Source organism: Vibrio phycocola, from assembly GCF_053850235.1.
In genome coordinates this window covers 1-542 of the sequence record NZ_JBSQDJ010000033.1, presented here as the reverse complement: position 1 = coordinate 542, position 542 = coordinate 1, and the positions used below count along the sequence as shown (strand labels likewise).

Annotated in this window: 1 protein-coding gene; it reads left to right on the top strand. The window is 43.0% G+C overall.

Annotated elements, in window-relative coordinates:
• Positions 1-132: 132 nt before the first annotated feature.
• Positions 133-542, top strand: a 410-nt coding sequence (locus tag ACWU4D_RS19610) for an IS110 family transposase (protein ID WP_456053125.1), incomplete at its 3' end; no start/stop codon positions are given.

Below are 542 nucleotides of genomic sequence, written 5' to 3'. Positions count from 1 at the left end.
AGTTCGATTAAGCGATGGCTCCTCTATCGAGAGACCGATAACAAGAAAGAACGCGACAAACGACTCCAAGCAAAATACTCGAATAGTCTACTGGGTCTCGAACCCGCATTTGCAAGCAAGAGTTAGCTTATTATGAAACCAAAAACTAATCAAAACATTAACGTCGGTGTGGATACTGGCAAGTTTCAACTCGACATCTATATCCGCCCTCTTGATATCTACTTCTCTGTTTCAAATGATGAAAACGGGATTAATGAAGCGGTTAGCATCATTAAAAAACATGCTCCTGAGCGTATCATCATTGAAGCCACTGGCCGCCTTGAAATGCCATTTATCATCGCATGTGCTAAGGCCAATTTACCCTTTGTAATCGCAAATCCTATCCACATAAAACGCTTTGCGGGTGCGATTGGTCGACGAGCTAAAACAGATAAGTTAGATGCACAGTTAATCGCGCATTACGGAGAGTCGATTAAACCTAAACTATCCTCTCTAAAGCCCGACACCATGCAGGCTATGGGCGATTTAGTCTCTAGGCGAAA